Annotated in this window: 2 protein-coding genes and 1 pseudogene; all 3 read left to right on the forward strand. The window is 56.9% G+C overall.

What is annotated here, in order from left to right:
• Nucleotides 1-7: 7 nt before the first annotated feature.
• Nucleotides 8-382, forward strand: a pseudogene (locus AWB68_RS42435) (IS4/Tn5 family transposase DNA-binding protein); the annotation flags it as partial.
• Between the two features lie 441 nt (nucleotides 383-823).
• On the forward strand, nucleotides 824-1,447 hold the full coding sequence (locus AWB68_RS47700; RefSeq protein WP_125483257.1) for a hypothetical protein: 624 nt from the start codon (nucleotides 824-826) through the stop codon (nucleotides 1,445-1,447).
• Nucleotides 1,381-4,815: a serine/threonine-protein kinase gene (locus tag AWB68_RS42450; RefSeq protein ID WP_087650108.1), complete on the forward strand. Its 3,435-nt coding sequence runs from the start codon at nucleotides 1,381-1,383 to the stop codon at nucleotides 4,813-4,815. The genes AWB68_RS47700 and AWB68_RS42450 overlap by 67 nt, the downstream gene beginning before the upstream one ends.
• Nucleotides 4,816-5,315 lie beyond the last annotated feature (500 nt).

A 5,315-nucleotide genomic window follows, 5' to 3' on the forward strand; every position in this document is an offset into this window, starting at 1 on the left:
CAAGGACATCGACTTGGGCGACAAGCGCCTGAACAAGCGTGCCGTGCTACTTGCGGAGCGACTGGCGGAGAAGCCGACGGCAAGCCTACCCGGTGCCTGCGCGGGTTGGGCCGAAACGGCGGCGGCTTATCGGTTCCTGGCGCAGGATGAGCTGGACTGGCGCGATATCCTGGCGCCGCACTGGCAGAGTTCGGCAGAGCGGATGCGGGCTTGCGAGGTGGTGCTATGCATCCAGGACACGACGGAGCTGGACTTTAACGGGCAGACGATCACGGGTCTGGGGCCGCTGTCGTACGAGGCGCAACGCGGCATGTATCTGCATCCGACTTACGCGGTGACGCCGTCGCGCAAACCGCTGGGCGTGCTGGACTGCGTAATGTTTGGTGCGTGAAGCTGAACCTGACGTTGCCTTACTCGAATCAAGCGCCTTAAACGCAGGGGTAAATCGGCTTCGAAGCGCAGCTCGAGTTGTTTTATCTCAAAGCCGACGTGACGGGGTGGCGCGCAAGCGTGCTGGGCATGCACCGGCTCCCGGGTTCAGTCTTTGGCGTGGCCAGTTCAGGCCTCCTCATGCGCGAGGACAGACTGCTGTCATTGTTCGAATCAACGGACCTTACGGACAGTCTAGATGTTCGGCTTCTTACAGATCTCAACTACAATTTCAAATAACCGACATTACGCTCACTATCTTAGTAAGAATCGACACTGAAACACGCCATTTTTGGCATGGGCTTGCCGCCATTCTCCGCGCGTATTGTCATACAACTTCTCCGAAGCACTTTAATTCGTATCCCAGTACATAAAACCACCTCTGGTCGTCAACATGATACCTGTCGCGTCAATTCCGGCCCTCGTCAATGCTTTGCTGGGGGTACTGGACCGGGTCGTCGCTCTCAAAAACGCCCGGCATGAGCGAATCGAAACCGTTTTCAACGACGCCTTTGATCCCCTCTTCAAAGATCTTGAGAATGTGCACGGCGATTACTTGGGTATCTTCGAACAAGTCCATGAAATCGTCAGAGGGATTTCACACCTAAGCCAGGACGATGGCAGGAAAACCTTGCTCGAAGCGATAGAGCTTCTTCGCCACCGCCGTCTGGAGTTCGAGCCTGTCCGGGTAAGGCTCACTGAGAGTGCGCGGCAAATGGGAAGTATCGAGCAGTGGGGTGGCACATATCGCGAATGCCCAGAAGCCGGCGCATTTGTCGAAGCAGTGATGGACTACTTCCCTCGCGCCAGAATCGGCGATGATAAGTCTCAGGCCACCGCATTGCTGGCCTACCTCAATGGCGTGAAACAGGCCAATCCCGACCATGGCGAGCGGCAGGCTCCTGAGATGACGACGATCATTCTGCGAACTCTTGAAGACGCGCGAGAAAAATGGCAAAGAGTCTGCGCAGCGCACGCGAGATTGAAGGCGAAGGTCGTCAAAGCTCGGGAGCCGTAGCATCGCATTGTAAGCGCGACGCATGCGCCAAGCTCAACGGATCGGACACCATGCCTGTCGAACCTCAATTCGCCGTCGGAAAATGCATTCTGAACGAGTTTCGCGTCGAGGAACATCTAGGCGCCGGAGCGCACGGCGCTGTGTATCGTGTCGTCAGCGAAAAGACTGGCGAGACGTTCGCACTTAAGCGGGCTCTGATACAGGACAAGCATTCGCGTACAGAGCTGATCCGGGAAGTGCAGGCATCAATGAATCTTCCTGTTCATCCGCATGTGGCCAGCTGCAAGTTCTTTCAGCTCGTCGATGACGATGCGATCTTCATCTTCTCGGAATACGTCGACGGTGGCTCGCTCTCTGACCGCCTTGCCTCACGGGCCATTTACCGGTCTGATCCGATGGAGAACATCGAACAGATCCTCCGCCTGGGGATCGAAAGCGGTTGGGGAATTCATGCCGTCCATTCGGCTGCCCAGGTTCATCAAGATATCAAACCGTCTAACGTCTTGCTGACACGTGCAGGAACTGCCAAAGTCACGGACTTTGGACTGTCTCAGGCGCCCCGGGTCGAGCATCGTTCCGATTTTTTTTTGCACGATCTTGGCACGGATCGAGCGTCTAATCGCGTGCGTGATGCGTTTCACAAATTCATGGTGGAGAATAACGGGCGAGTCGCCGGACGCGGCAAATTCACGGCGCAATACGCATCGCCGGAACAACTCTCGGGTGCGACACTCACGCCAGCGACCGATGTCTGGAGCTGGGCTGTCTTGCTGCTCGAAGTCTTTTGCGGAAAACGTACCTGGGAAATGGGCGTGGAAGCACCTTCGGCGCTACACGATCTGGTCGATCGGGGGCCGATATACGACGGACCGCCGCCTTTGATCAGCCGCGTCGCCAGACTACTCGAATGCTGCCTCCAGGAGGAGCCGGCGCGTCGGCCGCCGATCGTCGACGCCACCGAGGAGCTTCGACTGGCATATGAGGAACATCTGCGACGGAAGTATCCATGCACGATGCCGGAGATCATCCACCCGTTCGTGCGAGCTTTCGTCCGCGAATTGCCGTCCGGAGATCGATGGACCGATCCTCGCATTTGGCTCGACGCAGCGTACGAGCTAAGAGGCGTTCCGTCCGAAGCGCCCCGGCACTATCCGGACCCCGCCGGAAGCGCGAAGGCCCGCGCGCTGTCCGAGATGCATGCGCTGGAACACGCGTTGGAAATCTTCGAACAGGCGCGCGAAGGCGGCAAGGAGGCGTTGAATCACGATATCGCGAAGATAGACACCGACTTGGGTTACCTTTTGGCTTATCTCGGCGACGGACCGCGTGCGCTCCGCTATTTTCGCGCGGCAGTCGCGCTTCTCACGAGCGGCACCGAGGCGTCCGAACCCTTCGAATTGATGTGCCTCTGGAACTCGATGGCTTACACGCTAAAGAATATCGGTAGCGAGGACGAAGCGCTAAAGGTGTGCGACGACGCCATATCGCACTGGCACAATATCGATGCAAGTCTGCCCCCATACGAAAGAAATCGCGGACTTGGGCTCATCTACAACACTCGCGCGAGCGTCACCGCTGATGCAACCGAGGCCAAGCACTTTCGTTTGGAGGCTGTAGCACTGTTGGAACGAGGCTCCGCCATCTACGTTAGATGCCTCGGAGGCCTAGCGACGGATCATGCACGTCTAGGAGAGTGGGACGCATTCGACGAATGTATCGCATGCACGAGTCAACTGGCGGAGGAACTCATCGCATCCGACGATCGAGAGGATATGAACGGATGGTTGGCTTCGTTCACGCTCAACCAGGGCGTCGCCGAGCTGTGGCGGGGTCGCTTCGAAGAAGCAAGGGACAGGTTCAAGGAAGCCGCAGAGAAGCTGGACAAGATCGAAGCATCTGAAGGACACGAGATTCTTGCGCCAGTCGCCGCAAGATCCCACTACTACAAGGCGACGGCGTTGATAGAGTTGGGGGATCACGCGAACGCACTGCTCTCTTACGCCGCAGCCCGCGAAAGATTCTTGAATCTCGTGTTCAATCGCGGCCGATCCGACCTCGTAGACGAACTGATGACTGTTCTCCGCGAAGAAGCCGCCCTATGTGCATCCCGGGGCGCGCCTGAGCAGACGCTCGCACTCGCGAGGCAAGCTGCCGAACTGCTCTCGCGCCTTCCTCACGGCCAGCAAGACGGAAGGCGGCGTGCGATGCTCGTCCACCTTCTCACGCTCCAATCGAACGCGTTGCTCGGGCAGGACTGTGTTCAAGAGGCGGTCGCAACGGCGCGCCAAGCCATCGAACTATATGAATCGCTGTCGCCTGAAAGCGCGGAGCTGAATTCTTTGGACCGCTGCCGCGCGTTGTCGGCATTCGGCATGGCGGCACGACGCGCGAACGACCCTGACAGTTGCTGGAACGCCTATCGGTGCGCACTGGATATTCTCAAGCGACACCGATCGACAGCTGCACGCGTGTTGATGGCCCAGATTTACTTCAACTCAAGCAACCTTCTGGACCAACACGAAGACCGGTGGACCGCGCTGCAGTATCTCGACGAGGCGATCGAGATTCTCGAGGTGGAGGACAAGATTCTGGAAGCAGAGGCATCGGGTTCGTCCAACGCGCAACGCGTCAATGATGACCTTATTTTGGCTTACCTAGGAAAAGTGGACCAACTTGTCAAGATCGGCGACTACGCGCAAGCGCTTGCTTTCGGCGGGAAAACTTTGCCTATTCTCGAGCGAACAGCCACGAACCGGCACAGCCGCGTTTTCTCGCCTCTCGAACTGGCGAAATTCTGGGGACATCGTGGGCGGCTCTCGCGGAAAGTCGGTGACCTGCATGGTTCAGCCGATGCGTTTTGCCGCGCGGGCAACTTGTATAGAGCGGTCAACACAAGTCTTTATGACAATGAGATCAACCTTCTTATCGACCACTTAGTGCATGAGAGCGAGCGTACGCTCCGCCTAGCGTCACTCGCGCCAAACGATGTGCGAAATGTCACAACGTATGCTTGGCAATTCAGGGAACAGGCTATCCAGTTTTCTCGAAACGATAAAAAGCTGTACGCATGCGAAGCTTTCGACGAGTCGATAACCTGCTTCCGCGCCCTTATCGTCTACCAGGAACAGAAAGAGAAATCACGCTTCTGGCCAGGCACGGGTCGCCTCAAGCCAAACCCACAGGAGGATTTCGCCGACACTCAGATCATGCTCGCGCAGGTTGCGGGTACCGCGCACCGTGATGTTGCGGCCAAATGCGCATTCAGGGCCGCTATCATTGCCTATGACCGGCTGGTCCTCGAAGCTCCGAACCAATCAGTAGCACTAAAAAGAGCCGCCGCAAATACGGGTGTTCGCGCGATATCTTGATTCGATCGGCTGCGATCAGGAAAGCGCCGACCATTTTCGCATAGCCAGCATGAACGTTAGCCGGCTTGCTGGGAGAACCGAGAAAGAATGGCTGGCCGTGGTCGAAGAGATAATCGAGTCGTGGGATTCCCTATTGTTTTGAAGCGACGGCCGCTCGCGAGGACACGCTTATTCAAGACGCGAAGCGGATGATCACATGATAGCGTCCCATTGACATAAAAGGATTTATCTTTTAACCATTCGTTATCCTTAGTAAATGACTGGCTGGCACATGTAATCACGTGGCAGTTGGCCCATTTCTGCCGTCTTCAGAGCGCACCAAAACCGAGCCGAGTAATGAGACAGCCGCCGCGCCGCGTCTTCCGCTTGTTGCGGCATTATGTTCGGAAACCGGCACTACGCGTGGGCAAGCGTCGTTTAATACATGTCGTTATACACAACGTCGCTGTCGCGCCACGACAGCGAGAAAGCTCGTTTACTTTCAATGACATAGAGCAGCG

This window comes from Caballeronia choica (genome assembly GCF_001544535.1).
GTDB lineage: Bacteria > Pseudomonadota > Gammaproteobacteria > Burkholderiales > Burkholderiaceae > Caballeronia > Caballeronia choica.

What these genes read in the sequence shown, in the direction of transcription:
- AWB68_RS42450 (WP_087650108.1), top strand. Translation starts at nt 1,381, where the DNA reads ATGGCAAAGAGTCTGCGCAGCGCACGCGAGATTGAAGGCGAAGGTCGT.
- AWB68_RS47700 (WP_125483257.1), top strand. Translation starts at nt 824, where the DNA reads ATGATACCTGTCGCGTCAATTCCGGCCCTCGTCAATGCTTTGCTGGGG.